This window comes from Thermasporomyces composti (assembly GCF_003386795.1).
Taxonomy (GTDB): domain Bacteria; phylum Actinomycetota; class Actinomycetes; order Propionibacteriales; family Actinopolymorphaceae; genus Thermasporomyces; species Thermasporomyces composti.
This window is the reverse complement of the sequence record NZ_QTUC01000001.1, coordinates 811,476-828,336: the sequence shown is the minus strand read 5'-3', so window position 1 is coordinate 828,336 and position 16,861 is coordinate 811,476. Positions and strand designations below refer to the sequence as shown.

The following is a 16,861-nucleotide window of genomic DNA, read 5'->3' as shown; positions in this document are numbered from 1 at the left end:
GCCGCAGGGAGGGGATCGTCGCCGGAGCCGCGGTGAGGGCGGTTACGCTGCCGCTCGCTGACCTTTCCCGACGTCCGTGCGAAGGAGTGAGGCGTGTCCGAGCGCACCCTGGTCCTGCTCAAGCCCGATGCGGTTCGCCGTGGCCTGGTCGGCGAGATCCTCAGCCGCTACGAGCGCAAGGGGCTGTCGATCGTGGCGATGGAGATGCGGACCATCGACGGCGCGATGGCGGACCAGCACTACGCCGAACATGTCGACAAGCCCTTCTACCCGCCGCTGCGTGAGTTCGTGACCAGCGGACCGTTGGTGGCCGCGGTCCTCGAGGGGGACGACGCGATCGAGGTCGTCCGGCTCCTCAACGGCGCCACGGACGCGCGGAAGGCGGCGGCCGGCACCATTCGCGGCGACCTGGCGCTGTCCAACCGCGAGAACCTCGTGCACGGCTCGGACTCGCCCGAGGCGGCCAAGCGCGAGATCGCCTTGTGGTTCCCGAATCTCCACTGACGACCACGCGGCTCCGGCCGGAAACCACAGAGGTGGAGCCAGCGTCGTGGTGTCTCTGAGCCGACAGCGGTTGGCACCGGCGCGCGGAGCGTGCAGGATGTCCTTGTCGGCGTCGAAAAGTCGGCGGTCTCGCCGACCTCTGCGATGCCCGGGGCACCGTCGAGCATCATGGTGAGCCTGGCGCGGACAAGGCCTCGCGTCGACGACGAGCACGCGTACCGCTATGGAGGCTCCGTGCCCATCGGCTATCTGATCCCTGTGGCGCTCGTCGCGGCGGTCGGACAACCGTGGCCCTGGCCGCCGTGACCGCGATTGGACTCGCGACCATCGCTTCTCGAGCACGCCCACGAGTACGGCGCCGATCCGACGACGCTGTTCGTCGCGGGGAGCTCGGCAGGCGGGCACATGGCGGCGTTGGCCCCGCTCACCCAGAACGACCCCGCCTTCCAGCCGGGCTTCGAGGACGCCGACACCTCTGTGACCGGCGCCATCTGCCTGAACGCCTGGTACGGCCCCCATTTCGGTCAAGGGCCCGAGTCTTCGCCGGAGCCGCACATCGGCGCCGACGCGCCGCCCTTTTCCCTGGCACACGGCGACAAGGACACGTTGGTGCCCGTGGTAGATGCCCGGCACTTCGTCCGCCGGCTACGCCAGACCTCGGCCGGCCCCGTCGTGTACGCCGAGCTGAAGGATGGGCACCACGCCTTCGACCTGTTCCACTCCCTGCGGTTCGAGGCCGTCATCGACGCGATCGAGGCCTTCACCGCGTGGGTCAGATCACAGGACAGGAATGCCGTCGCGGGTTGATCCACCCGCCAGGACTGCTGGAGCTAGAACCCGCGTCGACAAGCGCGAGGCTCAGCCAGCCAACGTGAAGGCGACCGGGAGGAGTCCGAACGGCAGGTTCGTGAGGACGTGCGCCACCACGAGCGGCATCAGCCGGCCGCGCCGGTGGTAGACGATCCCGGCGGCGAGGCCCCAGCCGGTGAAGGCGACGGCGTAGGTGAGTGCCCCAGGCCAGCTGGCCGCGAACGCCAGGTGTTGGATCCCGAAAGCCAGTGCCGTCACGGCGATACCGAAGGCCGCCGAGCCCGTTCGCCGGACGAGGTGCGCTTGGACGTATCCGCGATACGTGAGCTCCTCGACCGGCGCGTTGAGGAAGGGAAACACGATCCCGACGAGAACACCGGACCACGCCGGGAGCGCGTCCGTTGTCACCAGGTCGGCGTACATCCCGCTGAAGACCTGCTCGTAGGCGGCCTGGACCTCGCTCGCCGAGCCAGGCCGGGCAAGGCCGAGCGGCACCAGCGTGAGCGGGACGAGGAACACCGCCCAGAAGACGACGAGCCACAGCACGCCCCAGCCGACGTCGGACGCCAGTCGGGCGCGCTCGAAACCCAGGAGGTCCCGCAGCCGCGAGCCGTCCCGACGGACCAGCCAGGCAAGCAGGGCCAGGGTGATGACGTTGGCGACCGTCACCGCGTACGTCGACGTGGTGCCGGCGAGTGGGAGTGCGTCGGGTAGCCCACGTGACCGGAAGAGCAGGTAGGCGCTCGCGAGGAGCACCCAGATGAGCCCGATCCGCACGACCACCAACGTCAGCGGCGCGACCAACGACACCTGAGAGTTCGTGACGCGCCGGTCCTCGGCCACCGCCATGGGCCGAGGGTAGGGCCTTCGCGGCGTCGCCGCTCGCCGACGCCTTACGCCGTGAGGGCCCGCACGCGGCGGAGCACCTCGTCGGGGCCGAGCGCTCGCGCCACCTGGAACATGTCAGGGCTGCGGGTGGAGCCGGTCAGCGCCACCCGGATGACCTGGGCCGCCTCGCGAATCGAGCCGGGGTAGGCGTCGGGGTCGCGCTTGTACTCCTTGGTGCTGCGGGCGAACCCGTGTCGGGCCGCGAGGTCCCGGACCTGCTCGAACCACTCCTGCGGGTCCTCGAGCGGCTGGTAGTGGTCGGCGAAGTCGGCCGCGAGAGTACGCACCAGCTCCGGTGCGAGCCCGCCGAAGCGTGCGTCAGTCGGGTCGTCGACGAGCTGGAAAAGCTGGGGGAAGAAGAACCCGTAGACCGGCCGGAAGTCCGACCACTTGCGCAGGTCCTTGCGAGGGTTGGGGACGCCTTCCCGCTCGACCGCAAGGGCGCGCAGGGCGAGGTCGGGCTCGGCCTCGAGGACGGCGGCCAGCTCTTGGTCGTAGGTCGCGGCCCACCGCCGGACCTGGTCGAGGATCTCCCGTCCAGGCAGGGTGGCGATGTAGTCGGCGCTGATGTCCTCGAGCTTCACCAGGTCGACCAGCGGCCCGGCAAGTCCGAGCTCGTCCAGGCGGATCGGCTCGGCGAGCGACTGCTCCATCGGCAGCTCGGCCAGCCGACCGTTGGCCAGGCCACGCAGGTAGTAGTGGACGGCGGGGACCGGGTAGCCGGCCTCGATGTAGAAGTCGACCGACGCCTCGGGGTCCTTCCGCTTCGACAGCTTGCGCTTGCCGCCGCCCTCCTGCTTGGTCAGCGGCGCGATGTGCGCGTACTCCGGTGGTTCGAAGCCGAGGGCCTCGAACAGCTGCAGGTGCAGCGGCACCGACGAGATCCACTCCTCACCGCGGATGACGAGGTTCACCCGCATGAGGTGGTCGTCGACGGCGTGCGCGAAGTGGTACGTGGGCAGCCGAGGCTCCTGGTCGGACGACTTCAAGATGACGACGTCGTTGCGGTTGGCCTCGTGCTCGAGCTCACCGCGGATGACGTCGCGGAAGCGCACGCGCTGACCGGGCCGGGCCTCGGCGCGGAACCGGACCACGTACGGGACGCCGGCGGCGAGCTTGGCGCGGACGTCGTCCGCGGACGCGTCCCGCCACAACGCCCACCGTCCGTAGTAGCCGGTCGGCAGCTTCGCCCGCTGCTGCGCCTCCGTGATCTCGGCGAGCTCCTCCTTCGTCGCGAAGCACAGGTACGCCTTGCCCTGGCGCAGCAGCTCGCGGACGTAGGTGAGGTAGATCCGGGAGCGCTCGGACTGACGGTAGGGGCCGTAGTCACCGACGGTGGCGCGTCCTCCATCGGGCGTGGGAAGGTCGCCTTCGTCCGGGCTGATGCCGAAATGCTCGAAAGCCCGGTCGAACTGCTCGAGCGCGCCCTCGACCAGACGCGACTGGTCGGTGTCCTCGACCCGTACCAGGTACCGGCCGCCGGTGGCGTGGGCGACGGCACGGTCGATCATGGCGACGTAGACACCGCCGATGTGGACGAACCCGGTCGGGGAGGGACCGAACCGCGTCACCTTCGCGCCCTCCGGCAACTGCCTGGGTGGGTACCGCCGCTCCCAGTACTCCGGTTCGGGCAGGTCGGGCGGGAACAACGCGTCGATCTCGGCGCGCTCGAGCATCGGTGGGTCGTCTCCAGGTTCGTGCTGTCTTCTGACGGTCTGGTCCGGGCCAGGCCGCGGGCGGCGTCGCGTCGGGCCGCCCCAAAACTCAAGCTTGCACCCCGAAGTCTGTCAGGGCGCGGGACACCGGCCGTCAGCGCCTCTGGCCGTACGGGAGGTGAGGTCTGCTCTCGCGGGGCCGCCTCGTAGGGCGGATCAGGCCCGTGGCTGGTGTCCGAAGCGCGTCGGCGTCCACCGTGCTGTGTGGACGGTCGGGTCGACTCGCCGCTGCCGACTGGTCGGCACCTCCGGCGCGGGCTCGATCACCGGCTCAGGCTCACCGGCCTCCCGCATGCGGGCCACCAGCCTGGCGCGCAGTTCCTCGGCGACGTTCCGGTGGGACGGCATGCCGGCGAGGTTGACCAGCTCATACGGGTCGTTGGCCAGGTCGTAGAGCGCGGTCTCGACGTACCTGGTGGCGTTCGCGTCGTCCCATGGGTGGGCGTCCGGTGCGGTGACGTAGTACTTCCAGCGGGACGTCCGGATCGCCCGCCCCACCTCGGACTCGCTCACCTGGATGAAGACCTCGTCCGGCCACGCCGCGGACGGGTCGCGCAGCAGCGGCAGGAACGAGCGTCCGTCCATGTCCTCGGGTACGTCGAGACCGGCCGCGTCGAGCAGCGTGGGTGGGAGGTCCACCGTGCTTACCGGTCGGGTGAGCGTTCCTCCGCCGTCGAAGCCGGGTCCGCGGAGCGCCAACGGGACGCGAATCGAGGCGTCGTGGCAGGACCGCTTGTACTCGGAGTTCCGGGTCTTGAAGTGGCTGCCGTGGTCGGAGGTGAAGGCCACGATCGTGTCGTCGAGCAGGCCCATGCTGCGCAACGCGTCGAACAGGCGGCCGAGCCCTTCGTCGACGCGGCGGATCTGGCCGAGGTAGCCACCGATGTGGCGGTGGGCGGTGCCGCCGTGGGCGGACAGCTCCGCCAGGTCGGGTGGCAGCCAGCGCCCCTGGTAGCGCTCGGCGTAGCCGTCGGGAGCGGGATAGGTGTCGACCTCGTTCTGGTGGTGCGGCTCGAGCAGGGACACGAACAAGAAGAACGGCCGCCTCCGACCGGACCCGTCCGGCGCGACCTGGTCGGCAACGAACCGGATGGCCGCGTCGAAGAGTGCGTCGGAGCGGTAGCCCGGCAGAAGGACGGGCGCGCCGGACTCGTCGAAGACCACCGTGCGGTAGGCGTCGGAAGTGAACTCGAGCAGGTTGGCGGCCAACCAGAACTCGTAGCCACCTCGGTCCTCGGGCGGCACGGGCTCGGAGAGCGACAGGTGCCACTTGCCGATGTAGCCGGTTCGGTAGCCGGCGACGCGGAAGTGGTGGGCAAGTGTCCGCGCGTCGTGGGGGAGCGGGATGCCGTTCCGGTACACACCGGTGCGGGTGGGATAGCGGCCGGTCTGGATGGCAGCCCGGGCCGGCGCGCACACCGGCTGTGGCGTGAACGCCTGGAGCACGTGGGTGCCCAACCGCGCCATCGTGTCGAAGTTGGGGGTGAGGTCCAATGGATTGCCGTGGACTCCCGTGGTGTCCCAACGCTGCTGGTCGGTGAAGACCACGATCACGTTCGGGTGGTCGACCTGTGGCATGTCGCGCCTTTCCTCGTCGTCGGTGCTCTGGCTCCCGCTGGCGCGGTCGGGCTCGCACGGCCCGGTCCGGATGGCTCGTCGTGAGGGCGTCGGCTAGGTCGATCCGCGCCGAATGAAGGACCACGGGGTGACCAGCTCACGTGCCGGCGGTGGCTCCCTCTGGCTGTGCGGGTCGTGGAGCGCGGCCAGGCGGTCGAACAGCAGCCGCGCCACCGCCGAGTACTCGTGGGACACCGGCCCGACGGTGCTGAGCGCGGGCCGGATGACTCGGCCTTCCTCGAGGTTGCCGACGCCGACCACGGCGACGTCGTCGGGAACCCGCAGACCGGCGTCCCGGACGGCCCAGATCGCGCTGATGGCGGCACGATCCGACGCGGCGAAGATCGCGTCGGGTCGCGGACGCCTGGTCAGCAGCGAGGCGACGGCTTGGTAGCCGGCCACCCGGCTGTCGGCGCCCGCGACGACGATGCGGTCTCGTACGGGGATGCCGTGCCTGTCGAGCGCGTCGACGTAGGCGCGTCGTCGCTCCGACATGCGGGGATGGACGACCTCGTTGCGGTGGCCGACGAACGCCACGCGGCGACGACCGGAGGAGAGCAGGTGCTCCATCGCTTCGGTGCAGGCGCGCCTCTCCGGCGCCCGTACGACGTCGAAGCCGTCTGGGTTGACGTGGTTGCTCATCACGACCAGGGGAAGGCCTGTTCGAGCCAAGCCGCCCAGGGTGTCGTCGCTGAGGTACGGCACCGAGGGCGCGATGAGGGCGCCGTCGACGAGCCGTTGGTGCAGCAGGTCGATGGTGGTGTCAGCGCGGCGGGGGGAGTCGACGACGATCGTGATCACGCCGTAGCCCGCGGCGTCCGCCGCCGTGTGCAGGTCTTGGGCGAGCTGGTCGTACGCCGGGACGCCGATGGACCCGACCACGAGGGCGACCAGCTCGGTGCGGCGTCGACGCAGGCTGCGCGCGGCTTGGTGGGGGACGTAGCCCAGGGCACGGGCAGCGGCGAGGACTCGCTCACGGGTCTGCGCGCCGACCCGACGGTCGTCGCGGGCGTTCATGACGTACGACACCGTGGCCACCGAGACGCCGGCGAGCGCGGCCACGTCCCGCGAGGTGGGCTTGGTCGGGCACGTCCTCAGCTTCGCCCGGCCCTGTCCGCTCGACCGGCGTTGTGTCGGCCCTGGCACGTTATACGTTTAAGGAGAAGTTTGTGACACGGTCAAGGTGAGCGGCCGGCCGATGCCGGGCACCCGTGGCCAACGCCGTGAGGGCGACGGTGCGTCCGCGGTGTCGCGACCATCGCACGGTCGGCGCCCGCGACCGCACCGGGCAGTCCAGACCCTTCGCCCGCGCGGCGGATCAGCTGCCCGCCGGGTTGGAGAACGTGATGCGCGGCGGCGGCGCGAGTCGAGCGCGGTCGTTCGCCGAGCGGGTGTCCTGGTCGTCGTGGGCGCGGAACGTGAAGGCGGCGGTCGTGCTCGTCGGTGCGCCGGTGTCGGGGCGGGCGGAGTTCGTGGGCGCCTGGCCGGAGCCCGCCGCCTCCTCACCGTCCGTCGCCGGGCGTGGGGCTTGGCTGGCGTCGCTTTCCTCCGTCTCCGGGCTCGCGATCGGCTCGGCACCGACCTGGGTCTCGGCGGTCGTGGCGCTGGAAGACCCGGTGTTCCCGCGGGCACGACGCCGCCGGGTGCGCTGGCCGGTGGCCGATCCAGCCGAACCCGTGTCGCTGGGCAGGACGGTTCGGGTCACCGTCACCGGCACGCACAGAGCGAGCGAACCGTCGCGCTTCGACTCCAACGGAGGCTCACCGACCCGGACCACGGAGTCGTCGTCGGCCCCGAGCGAACGCGCCCGTGCCACCCACGCCTCGACGTCGGCGAGCGTCAGATCGGCGCTCGCGGGAAGCAGCAGAAACGCAGCCATGCCGCCCATCGTGCCACCAAGGTCCCCTCGATCGCCGCGCCTGGCACCCGGCGATGTCGCCCCAGACCCCGGGCCGGGCCCGTCGGCTCGTGGCCGGCTGGCCTAGTCTGATTCCACTGGCGTCTGATTCCATCGAATCGCCCTACGACGTCCACCGAACCGCCCACGACTGGAGACGTACCGACCGACATGCCCGTGGAGTCGCTGTTTTCCCGTCTCGAACCGCTGCTGTCCTCGGTGCAGAAGCCGATCCAGTACGTCGGCGGCGAGCTCAACCAGACGGTCAAGGACTGGGACTCCGTCCAGGTCCGCTGGGCGCTCATGTATCCCGACGCCTACGAGGTCGGGCTGCCCAACCAGGGCATTCAGATCCTGTACGAGATCCTGAACGAGCGCGAGTGGATCCTCGCCGAGCGCACCTACTCGGTCTGGCCGGACATGGAGCGACTGATGCGGGAGCACGGCATCCCGCAGTTCACCGTCGACGCGCATCGTCCGGTCGGGGCCTTCGACGTGCTCGGCGTGTCCTTCGCGACCGAGCTGGGCTACACCAACCTCCTCACCGCGCTGGACCTCGCCGGCATCCCGCTGGAGGCGACCGACCGGACCGACGAGCACCCGATCGTGCTCGCCGGCGGGCACGCGGCCTTCAACCCCGAGCCGATCGCCCCCTTCCTCGACGCCGCGGTCCTCGGTGACGGGGAAGAGGTCGTGCTGGCGATCAGCGACATCATCCGGGAGTGGAAGGACGAGGGGCGGCCGGGTGGCCGGGACGAGCTGCTCTATCGACTCGCGGTCTCCGGCGGTGTGTACGTCCCGAAGTTCTACGACGTCGAGTACCACCCCGACGGCCGGATTCGTCGCGTCGTGCCCAACCGCAGCGGTGTGCCGTGGCGCGTCGTCAAGCACACCTTGATGAACCTCGACGAGTGGCCGTACCCGAAGAAGCCGCTCGTCCCGCTGGCGGAGACGGTGCACGAGCGCTACTCGGTGGAGATCTTCCGGGGCTGCACCCGGGGCTGCCGGTTCTGCCAGGCCGGGATGATCACCCGGCCGGTGCGGGAGCGCAGCATCACCACGATCGGCGAGATGGTCCACAAGGGGATCTCCGCCTCCGGGTTCGAGGAGGTCGGCCTGCTGTCGCTGTCGAGCGCCGATCACTCCGAGATCGGTGACATCGCCACGGGCCTGGCCGACCGGTACGAGGGCAGCAACATCTCCTTGTCGCTGCCCTCGACGCGAGTCGACGCGTTCAACGTCACGCTGGCCAACGAGCTGTCCCGCAACGGTCGGCGGTCGGGGTTGACGTTCGCCCCCGAGGGCGGGACCGAGCGGATGCGCCGGGTGATCAACAAGATGGTCACCGAGGAGGACTTGATCCGCACAGTCTCCACGGCCTACTCCCACGGCTGGCGGCAGGTGAAGCTGTACTTCATGTGCGGCCTGCCGACCGAGACCGACGAGGACGTCGTTGCCATCGCCGACCTCGCCCGGAAGGTGATCGAGGCTGGCCGCGAGGCTTCCGGACGCCGCGACATCCGCTGCACCGTGTCGATCGGCGGGTTCGTGCCCAAGCCGCACACGCCCTTCCAGTGGGCGGCACAGGCGTCGTGGGAGACGGTCGACGCCCGTCTGGCGAAGCTGCGCGCGGCGATCCGGGAGGACCGGGAGTACGGTCGGGCGATCGGCCTGCGGTACCACGACGGCAAGCCGTCGATCATCGAGGGTCTGCTCTCGCGTGGTGACCGCCGTGTCGCCAAGGTGATCCGGGCGGTCTGGGAGGACGGTGGCCGGTTCGACGGCTGGAGCGAGTACTTCTCCTACGACCGCTGGGTCAAGGCCTGCGAGGAGGCGCTCGCGGACGAGCCGGTGGACCTCGACTGGTACACCACCCGGGAGCGCGACGAGACCGAGGTCCTCCCGTGGGACCACCTCGACGCCGGACTGGACCGGGAGTGGTTGTGGCAGGACTGGCAGGACGCGCTCGACGAGGTGGAGGTCGAGGACTGTCGATGGACGCCCTGCTACGACTGCGGTGTGTGTCCGGGTCTGGACACCCACATCCAGATCGGCCCCACCGGGCAGAAGCTGCTACCGATCGTGGGCGTGTCACAGGGTGCCGGCGTCCGCGGGGCAGGTGTGACCGAGTGAGTGCCGCGGTGGGCGGTGCTGGCTCGGTGATCGGTCTTGGTTAGGGTCGGGGGCGGACATGAGCTCGTCGCCACCAGACCGCCAAACACCCGCGCCCGTGCAGCGGCTGCGGCTCCGCTACACCCGTCGAGGGCGCATGCGGTTCGCCAGCCACCGCGACTTCCAGCGTGCGCTGGAGCGCGCCCTGCGGCGTGCCGGCGTCCCCATGGCCTACTCGGCTGGGTTCACGCCGCACCCGAAGATCTCCTACGCCGGCGCGGCGCCCACCGGGGCTGCCAGCGAGGCCGAGTACGTCGAGATCAGCCTGACCGAGCGCTGCGACCCAGAGTCGGTGCGCCGCGCCCTGGACGCCGCGCTTCCCGAGGGGTTCGACGTCCTGGACGCTGTGGAGGCCCGCGACTCGGCCCTGACGGACCGCCTGGAGGCGTCCGTTTGGCGGATCGAGGTCGACGCCTCGCCGGCCGAGGTCGCCCGCGCGGTGGAGAGCTTCCTCGCCAGGGAGACCGTCGAGGTCGAACGGTTGACCAAGAGCGGTCGCCGTGTCTTCGACATTCGGCCGGCTGTCCTGCGGATGGCGGCCGGTGATCAGGGGGCCGGCGGCGACGGAACCCAGGAGGGGCAGTGTCCGGCCGGTTCCCCGGCGGAGGGGCGGGCCTGTGCGATACTGACAGTGGTCGTCCGGCATGGAACGCCCGCCGTGCGACCCGACGACGTCCTCGCCGGGCTCCGCCTGGCGTCTGGGATCGAGCCGTTGACGTCGTATCGAGCGACGCGAGTGGCTCAGGGCCCGTGGGACGAGGTGTCCGGCACCGTGGGGGATCCGTTGGCACCCGACCGCGACGCCGCCGTCACAGGTCCGTGATGGTGGCCGTCCCGCGGTTGGGTCGATCCTCGGGGCCCGGTGCCGCTGGCGAGTACGCCGTCGGGCTCGGCCCTGAGAGTACGTTCTCGCGGCCCGAGTCGTCCAACGACTTACGTCGATGTCGCCACGCGACGTCGACGACCGGCTTGGCCCTCGTGCGGCTTTCGAGCCCGAGGGCCGGAGGAGAAAACTTGCATGCTCGAGCACGAGCAAGACCCACAACAGAACGCGCGAACAGAAGAGAAGGCCACATCGTCGGCGACGTCGCCTGGTCCTGGTGATGCGGCTCGTCCGGCCCGTCCCGCCGTCCCGGCCGTGACCTTCCAACCACCCGCCGTCCTTTTCCAGCCTCCAGAACTGGACCCTCCCGACGATTCCGAGGATGTGGGCGACACGCCCGTCCCCGACGTGAGCGCGGGTGAGGGTGAGCAGACCGGTCGTCGCCGGCGACGGCGACGCGGAGGCCGACGCCGGAACAAGGGCGCCACCACCGAGACGAGCGCGGCCGGCACATCCACCGACGAGGGTGAGGAGCAGGTCGCCGCATCGGATGCGGTGGCGGCAGGCGGTGACGAAAGCCGCGGCGACGAGGACGGCGACACCAGGGCCGACGCCCGGAAGGAGACGGCTGACGCCGGCGTCAGCGGTCGGGACTCCGGTAGCGACGAGCGTGGCGCTGAGGGTGGCCGGGACGACGAGCAGCACGACCACGCCGAGCAGGACAACCAGGAAGCTGGCGAGTCGGCCACCAACGAGAGTGAGACGACGTCCACCGGGACGGGATCTCGACGGCGGCGCCGTCGGCGGCGCCGTCGCGGCGAGGCGGTCGAGCCCGCGCCTGACGATCCCGAGGTCACGGTGGTCAAGGTCCGCGAGCCTCGCAAGAACGACGAGGTGAGCGCGCTCGAGGGCTCGACCCGGTTGGAGGCGAAGAAGCAGCGGCGGCGGGAGGGCCGGGAAGCCGGCCGCCGACGGCCGCCCATCCTCACCGAGTCGGAGTTCCTCGCTCGACGGGAGTCGGTCGAGCGGACCATGGTGATCCGCCAGCAGGGCGATCGCATCCAGATCGGCGTCCTCGAGGACGACGTCCTGGTCGAGCACTACGTGGCGCGCGAGTCGCAGACGTCCCTGATCGGAAACGTCTACCTCGGTCGGGTGCAGAACGTCCTGCCGAGCATGGAGGCGGCGTTCGTCGACATCGGCCGTGGCCGGAACGCCGTCCTGTACGCCGGCGAGGTCAACTGGGACGGCCTGGGGCTCGAGGATCAGCCCAAGCGGATCGAGCTGGCGCTCAAGCCGGGGCAGACCGTGCTCGTCCAGGTCACCAAGGACCCGGTCGGGCACAAGGGCGCTCGCCTCACCAGCCAGATCAGCATCCCCGGCCGCTACCTGGTCTACGTGCCGCACGGCACGATGAGCGGCATCAGCCGCAAGCTCCCCGACACCGAGCGGGCGCGGCTGAAGCAGCTGCTGAAGGACATCGTCCCCGAGGAAGCCGGCGTCGTCGTGCGAACGGCAGCGGAGGGAGCGAGCGAGCAGGAGCTCTCCCGGGACGTCGCGCGACTGAAGGCGCAGTGGGAGACGATCGAGAAGAAGGCCAAGACCGCGCAGGCGCCCGCGCTGCTCTACTCCGAGCCGGATCTGCTCATCAAGGTCGTCCGGGACCTGTTCACCGAGGACTTCAGCCGGCTCGTGGTGTCCGGCGACGAGGCCTGGAACATGGTCGAGGGCTATGTCTCTCACGTGGCGCCGCACCTGCTCGACCGGCTCGAGCGATGGACGACCCCGAAAGACATCTTCGCCTCGTACCGGATCGACGAGCAGATCGCCAAGGCGCTCGACCGCAAGGTCTGGCTGCCGTCCGGTGGGTCGCTGGTCATCGACCGGACCGAGGCGATGACCGTCATCGACGTCAACACCGGCAAGTTCACCGGCTCGGGGGGCAACCTCGAGGAGACGGTGACGAAGAACAACCTGGAGGCCGCCGAGGAGATCGTTCGCCAGCTGCGGCTGCGTGACATCGGCGGGATCATCGTCATCGACTTCATCGACATGGTGCTGGAGTCCAACCGCGAGCTGGTGCTACGCCGGTTGATCGAGTGCCTGGGCCGGGACCGCACCAAGCACCAAGTCGCCGAGGTGACCTCGCTGGGCCTGGTTCAGATGACCCGGAAGCGGATCGGTTCCGGGCTGCTCGAGTCCTTCAGCGAGACCTGCGAGGCCTGTGGTGGCCGCGGTTTCCACCTGCGGATGGACCAGGTCACCGACTCCGGGAACCACGCCGGCGGGGAGTCGGAAGGCGGGCGACGCCGACGTCGCCGCCGCGGCGGCTCGAACGGCTCGAATGGCTCCGGCGACGACAGTCACCGTGGTCACGGCAACGGCGGCTCGGTCGAGCGGTCCGGTGAGGACGCGGAGCGGTCCGCCGGGGAGCCCGAGCGGGATGCCGGCTCGCCCGGTGCGGGTCAGGAGCCCGCGCCGGCGGGTGGACCGGGTGGCGCCGAGGTGTCCGACTCCCGCGAGCCGGACGACCGGTCTGGGCCCGCCACCGTCACGCCGGAGCATGGGGACAGCCCGGACAAGTCGGGCGACCTGGCTCGAGACGTGGGTCAGTCCGTCGGTCCGGCGGAGGAAGGGCAGTCCGACGAGGCCGGAGCACCGGTCCAGGCCGGCGAGCCCGTCGCCGCCGGCTCGTCCGTCGACGAGGGCCCGTCCGCCGACGCGGCGGTCCCGGCCGTCCCGGAGCCGTCCGCGGCGGAGTCGCAGCCGACGCCTGGTGAGCCGGTGCCGAACGGCGTGAAGCCGACCGTCCCGGCCCCAACGGGGTCGACGTCGACGGATCCGGAGAACGCGTCCCAGCAACCCGCGAGTGACGCCACCGAGCCGCATTCCGCGCGTCGGGGACGTCGCCGGGCAGTCACCGCGGAGTAGGTCGCGGGTGACCCGCGTTGGGTTCGATGACGCGCATTCAGGTATTCTCATCCGTCGGCGCAGTCCGCGTCGTCTGCCGTGCGTCCACCGTTGATGGTGTGACGTGGCCCCTGAACGTCCGAAGAGAGTGAGATCAGCGGTGTACGCGATCGTGCGCAGTGGCGGCCGTCAGCACAAGGTGGCTGTCGGCGACGTGCTTGAGGTCAACCGGCTGCCCGAGGAAGTCGGCGCGACCGTGCGGCTTCCAGCCGTCATGGTGGTCGACGGGGAGAAGATCACGGCTGACGCCGCGGCGCTGGACAAGGTCGCGGTGACCGCGGAGGTTGTCGAGCAGACCAAGGGTCCCAAGATCGACATCCTCAAGTTCCGCAGCAAGACCGGCTACCGGCGCCGCCAGGGCCACCGCCAGCAGTTGACCAAGCTCAAGGTGACCGGCATCGAAACGCAGCCCTAGTCCAAGGAGGGCTTACGAATGGCACACAAGAAGGGCGCCTCGTCCTCCCGGAACGGGCGCGACTCCAACGCCAAGCGACTCGGCGTCAAGCGCTTCGGCGGACAGCTCGTCAACGCTGGCGAGATCCTGGTCCGGCAGCGTGGCACGCACTTCCACCCCGGTCTCAACGTCGGCCGCGGTGGCGACGACACCCTGTTCGCGCTCGTCGCGGGCACTGTCGAGTTCGGCAGTCGGCGGGGCCGTCGGGTCGTCAGCGTCGTCCCGGCCGAGTAAGACCGCAATCCCGACATCGGCGTTGGGAGGGCGGGCCACAGGGGCCCGCCCTCTTTCCGTTTCCCCCAGCGTTCCCCCAGTGCCAAGGCACTCCAGTGCCAACGCGGACCACGCCGTCCCGGCGGACCCGCTGTGACACGTTCGTTGTGATGAGGACAGCCGCCGTCGTGCGGAAAGGAGGTGCGCCATGGCGGTTCCGACCTTCGTCGACCGCGTCACGTTGCATGTCCAGGGCGGCGACGGCGGCCACGGCTGCATGTCGATCCACCGGGAGAAGTTCAAGCCGCTTGGCGGGCCCGACGGCGGCAACGGCGGGCGTGGCGGCGACGTGATCCTCGAGGTGGACCCTGGGCTCACCACGCTCGTCGACTACTACCACTCCCCTCACCGACGAGCCGGCAACGGCAAGCCGGGGCAGGGCAGTCACCGCGCCGGCGCCGACGGCGAGGACCTCGTGCTGCGCGTGCCCGAGGGCACCCAGGTGCTCACGCCGGAGGGCGAGCTGCTGGCCGACCTGGTCGGTGCTGGCACGAGGTTCGTCGTCGCGGCCGGCGGCCGGGGAGGTCTGGGCAACGCCGCGCTGGCCTCCGCGCGGCGTCGCGCGCCGGGGTTCGCGCTGCTCGGCGAGCCGGGGGAGCGGCGCACCGTGGTCTTGGAGCTGAAGCTCGTCGCCGACGTGGGCCTCGTCGGCTTCCCCAGCGCGGGCAAGTCGAGCCTGATCGCGGCGGTGTCGCGGGCTCGACCCAAGGTGGCCGACTACCCCTTCACGACACTGGTGCCGAACCTCGGCGTGGTGACCGCTGGAGAGACGACGTTCACCCTCGCCGACGTCCCTGGCCTGATCGAAGGCGCGAGCAAGGGACGTGGCCTTGGGCACGAGTTCCTGCGCCACATCGAACGGTGCGCGGTGCTCTGTCACGTCATCGACTGCGCGACGATGGAGCCGCGCCGGGACCCGCTGACCGATCTGGAGGTCATTGAGGGGGAGCTCGCTGCCCACGGTGGGCTCGAGGACCGGCCTCGCCTGATCGCGCTGAACAAGATCGACGTCCCCGACGCGCGGGAGCTCGCGGAGCTGGTCCGCCCGGAGCTGGAGGAGCGCGGTTACGAGGTGTACGAGGTGTCCGCCGCGACCCACGAAGGGCTGCGGGACCTGACCTACGCCATGGCGCGCATCGTGAACGCGCGCCGAGCGGCGACCCCGCCGCCAGCGCCGAAGCGGATCGTGATCCGACCGAAGCCTGTCGACGAGGCCGAGTTCACCGTCGAGCGGGAAGGCGACGTGTGGCGTGTGCGCGGCGTTCGACCCGAGCGCTGGGTGCGCCAGACCGACTTCCGCAACGACGAGGCCGTCGGCTACCTCGCTGACCGCCTCAACAGGCTGGGGGTCGAGGACCGGCTCCGCGAGCTCGGTGCGAAGCCGGGCGATACGGTGCTCATCGGTCCGGAGGACGACGCCGTGGTCTTCGACTACGACCCCTCGGTGCAGACAGGAGCGGAGATGCTGCGGGGCCCTCGTGGTACCGATCCTCGACTGGAGGGCCGGTGACGACAGGCCGACGTCGCCCCGAGGTGACGGGGGCGCAGCGCGTTGTGGTCAAGGTCGGTTCGTCGTCGCTGGTCAATCCACGCGGTGAGATCGACCCCGATCGGATCGACACCCTCGTGGAGGTCCTGGCCAAGAAGCGGGCCTCCGGCACGGAGATCGTCCTCGTCTCCTCCGGAGCCATCGCGAGCGGCATGGCGCCCCTGGGCCTGCGGAGCCGGCCTCGTGACCTGGCGACGCAACAGGCGGCGGCGAGCGTCGGCCAGGGATTGCTGGTCGCTCACTACACCGCGTCGTTCGGGCGACGAGGTTTCCAAGTGGCGCAGGTGCTGCTGACGCTGGACGACGTGACCCGTCGGTCGCACTACCGCAACGCCTACCGCACCTTCGCGCGTCTGCTCGAGCTAGGCGTCGTGCCGGTGGTCAACGAGAACGACTCGGTGGCCACCGAGGAGATCCGCTTCGGCGACAACGACCGGCTCGCCGCGCTCGTCGCGCACCTGGTGCACGCGGACCTGCTCGTGCTGCTCTCCGACGTGGACGGCCTCTACAACGGCGATCCACGCCGTCCCGGCACACGACGCCTGGAGGAGGTGCGGTCGGAAGCCGACCTCAACGGGGTCGTGCTCGGCAAGGCGGGCCGCTCAGGTGTCGGCACCGGTGGGATGGCCACCAAGGTCGAGGCCGCTCGGATCGCCACCGGGGCGGGCGTGCCGGTGGTCCTGGCCGCCGCCTCCGACGCGGCGCGGGCCTTGGAGGGGGAGCCGATCGGCACCTTCTTCCACGCCACCGGGCGACGTCGGCCGACTCGGCTGCTGTGGCTCGCCCACGCGACGACCCCACGTGGACGTCTGCGGTTGGACGCGGGTGCGGTCCGCGCGGTCTGTGAGCGCCGCGCCTCGCTCTTGCCGGCCGGTGTCGTGGAGGTCGAAGGCAACTTCGGCGTCGGTGACCCGGTCGACCTGGTCGGCCCGGACGGCCGGACGGTGGCACGTGGTCTCGTCAACTTCGATGCCCAGGAGCTCCCCGCGCTCCTGGGTCGGTCGACGCGCGAGCTGGCGCGCGAGCTCGGGCCCGCGTACCAGCGCGAGGTCATCCACCGGGACGACATGGTCCTGATCGACCAGCGGTGGCTCAACCCCGCCTGAGTCGGCGTAACCACGCCGAAGGGACGCCGAAGGGACACTGCCTGTCCCAGGGCCCGTGCTCCCCGCGGTCGCGGCCTGCCGAT

General features: G+C 70.5%; 13 protein-coding genes and 1 pseudogene. 9 read left to right on the top strand and 5 right to left on the bottom strand.

Annotated features, from left to right (window positions below; translation table 11 throughout):
* Nucleotides 1-93: 93 nt before the first annotated feature.
* Together ndk and DFJ64_RS03605 are read left to right on the top strand one after the other, a co-directional pair.
* Entirely contained in the window at nucleotides 94-504 is a 411-nt protein-coding gene (ndk, locus tag DFJ64_RS03615; RefSeq protein ID WP_115849153.1) for a nucleoside-diphosphate kinase, read from the top strand.
* Between the two features lie 312 nt (nucleotides 505-816).
* Nucleotides 817-1,311 carry an alpha/beta hydrolase gene (locus tag DFJ64_RS03605; RefSeq protein WP_115849152.1) on the top strand — a complete coding sequence of 165 codons (495 nt, stop codon included), beginning with the start codon at nucleotides 817-819 and terminating at the stop codon, nucleotides 1,309-1,311.
* A 51-nt stretch (nucleotides 1,312-1,362) separates the two neighbouring features.
* On the opposite strand, the gene DFJ64_RS03600 is transcribed toward DFJ64_RS03605, so the two are convergent.
* The 5 genes from DFJ64_RS03600 to DFJ64_RS03580 all read right to left on the bottom strand — a co-directional run bounded on the left by DFJ64_RS03600 (nucleotide 1,363) and on the right by DFJ64_RS03580 (nucleotide 7,413).
* On the bottom strand, nucleotides 1,363-2,163 hold the full coding sequence (locus tag DFJ64_RS03600) for a CPBP family intramembrane glutamic endopeptidase (RefSeq protein ID WP_115849151.1): 801 nt from the start codon (nucleotides 2,161-2,163) through the stop codon (nucleotides 1,363-1,365).
* Between the two features lie 44 nt (nucleotides 2,164-2,207).
* Nucleotides 2,208-3,878, bottom strand: coding sequence for a glutamate--tRNA ligase (locus DFJ64_RS03595; RefSeq protein ID WP_115849150.1), 1,671 nt, complete (start codon nucleotides 3,876-3,878; stop codon nucleotides 2,208-2,210).
* A gap of 195 nt (nucleotides 3,879-4,073) precedes the next feature.
* Entirely contained in the window at nucleotides 4,074-5,495 is a 1,422-nt protein-coding gene (locus DFJ64_RS03590; protein WP_115849149.1) for a sulfatase family protein, read from the bottom strand.
* 93 nt (nucleotides 5,496-5,588) lie between these two features.
* Nucleotides 5,589-6,596 carry a LacI family DNA-binding transcriptional regulator gene (locus DFJ64_RS03585; RefSeq protein ID WP_211310478.1) on the bottom strand — a complete coding sequence of 336 codons (1,008 nt, stop codon included), beginning with the start codon at nucleotides 6,594-6,596 and terminating at the stop codon, nucleotides 5,589-5,591.
* A gap of 256 nt (nucleotides 6,597-6,852) precedes the next feature.
* Nucleotides 6,853-7,413 (bottom strand): hypothetical protein, encoded by a 561-nt coding sequence (locus DFJ64_RS03580; protein ID WP_147304583.1) that lies wholly within the window; start codon nucleotides 7,411-7,413, stop codon nucleotides 6,853-6,855.
* Nucleotides 7,414-7,602: 189 nt separating this feature from the next.
* Here DFJ64_RS03580 and DFJ64_RS03575 point away from each other — a divergent pair, with 189 nt between their 5' ends.
* The 7 genes and pseudogenes from DFJ64_RS03575 to proB all read left to right on the top strand — a co-directional run bounded on the left by DFJ64_RS03575 (nucleotide 7,603) and on the right by proB (nucleotide 16,778).
* Entirely contained in the window at nucleotides 7,603-9,564 is a 1,962-nt protein-coding gene (locus DFJ64_RS03575; protein WP_115849147.1) for a TIGR03960 family B12-binding radical SAM protein, read from the top strand.
* Between the two features lie 97 nt (nucleotides 9,565-9,661).
* Entirely contained in the window at nucleotides 9,662-10,426 is a 765-nt protein-coding gene (locus tag DFJ64_RS03570) for a TIGR03936 family radical SAM-associated protein (protein ID WP_115849146.1), read from the top strand.
* 405 nt (nucleotides 10,427-10,831) lie between these two features.
* A pseudogene (locus DFJ64_RS03565) lies at nucleotides 10,832-13,357 on the top strand (Rne/Rng family ribonuclease); the annotation flags it as partial.
* 139 nt (nucleotides 13,358-13,496) lie between these two features.
* The gene (rplU, locus tag DFJ64_RS03560; RefSeq protein ID WP_115849144.1) at nucleotides 13,497-13,811 is read left to right on the top strand and encodes a 50S ribosomal protein L21; all 315 of its coding nucleotides are present in this window, start codon (nucleotides 13,497-13,499) and stop codon (nucleotides 13,809-13,811) included.
* Between the two features lie 18 nt (nucleotides 13,812-13,829).
* Nucleotides 13,830-14,084: a 50S ribosomal protein L27 gene (gene rpmA, locus DFJ64_RS03555; RefSeq protein ID WP_115849143.1), complete on the top strand. Its 255-nt coding sequence runs from the start codon at nucleotides 13,830-13,832 to the stop codon at nucleotides 14,082-14,084.
* Between the two features lie 187 nt (nucleotides 14,085-14,271).
* Nucleotides 14,272-15,633: a GTPase ObgE gene (gene obgE, locus DFJ64_RS03550; RefSeq protein ID WP_115849142.1), complete on the top strand. Its 1,362-nt coding sequence runs from the start codon at nucleotides 14,272-14,274 to the stop codon at nucleotides 15,631-15,633.
* On the top strand, nucleotides 15,630-16,778 hold the full coding sequence (proB, locus tag DFJ64_RS03545) for a glutamate 5-kinase (protein WP_211310476.1): 1,149 nt from the start codon (nucleotides 15,630-15,632) through the stop codon (nucleotides 16,776-16,778). The genes obgE and proB overlap by 4 nt, the downstream gene beginning before the upstream one ends.
* Nucleotides 16,779-16,861 lie beyond the last annotated feature (83 nt).

What these genes read in the sequence shown, in the direction of transcription:
- obgE (WP_115849142.1), top strand. Translation starts at nt 14,272, where the DNA reads ATGGCGGTTCCGACCTTCGTCGACCGCGTCACGTTGCATGTCCAGGGC.
- DFJ64_RS03600 (WP_115849151.1), bottom strand. Translation starts at nt 2,163, where the DNA reads ATGGCGGTGGCCGAGGACCGGCGCGTCACGAACTCTCAGGTGTCGTTG.
- rpmA (WP_115849143.1), top strand. Translation starts at nt 13,830, where the DNA reads ATGGCACACAAGAAGGGCGCCTCGTCCTCCCGGAACGGGCGCGACTCC.
- DFJ64_RS03580 (WP_147304583.1), bottom strand. Translation starts at nt 7,413, where the DNA reads ATGGCTGCGTTTCTGCTGCTTCCCGCGAGCGCCGATCTGACGCTCGCC.
- DFJ64_RS03590 (WP_115849149.1), bottom strand. Translation starts at nt 5,495, where the DNA reads ATGCCACAGGTCGACCACCCGAACGTGATCGTGGTCTTCACCGACCAG.
- DFJ64_RS03595 (WP_115849150.1), bottom strand. Translation starts at nt 3,878, where the DNA reads ATGCTCGAGCGCGCCGAGATCGACGCGTTGTTCCCGCCCGACCTGCCC.
- DFJ64_RS03575 (WP_115849147.1), top strand. Translation starts at nt 7,603, where the DNA reads ATGCCCGTGGAGTCGCTGTTTTCCCGTCTCGAACCGCTGCTGTCCTCG.